The 457-nt window shown below is 63.5% G+C and carries 1 protein-coding gene; it reads left to right on the forward strand.

The window, feature by feature from the left end; translation table 11 throughout:
• Positions 1-457: hypothetical protein (locus HXS65_RS17350; RefSeq protein ID WP_176494531.1), on the forward strand; the 457-nt coding region annotated here is incomplete at both ends.

Genomic DNA, 457 nt, shown 5'->3' on the forward strand with positions numbered 1-457 from the left:
GGCAGCATCGAGGCCGGCCTCGACAGCAGCAATGTCGTGATCACCATCACTGACAGCGCCGATCCGGCCAACGAGATCACCGTCGCCACAACTGACATTACGATCGACGGTGCCGGCAATCTGTCCGTAACCGGTCTGGACCTGAGCACCGCAACTTCCGGGCTCACCGAAGGCGTCCTCACCGTCTCGATGACCGCGACCGATGTGGCGGGCAATACGTTCGAGACCGACGGCACCACCACCAGTGATCTCACGGCGCCTGAAATCCCGAGCCTTGCGCTCACCGCCGACACCAACATCACCGACGACGGCATCACCAGCAATGGCGAGGTCACCGTCAGTGGTCTCGAGACCGATGCCACCTGGGAAGTCTCCCTCGACGGCGGCACCAGCTGGGATGCTGGCACTGGCACCACCTTCACGCTGGACGAAGGCAGCTACGCCGATGGCGTTGTGC

It is taken from the genome of Cobetia sp. 5-25-4-2, assembly GCF_013374075.1.
GTDB lineage: Bacteria > Pseudomonadota > Gammaproteobacteria > Pseudomonadales > Halomonadaceae > Cobetia > Cobetia marina.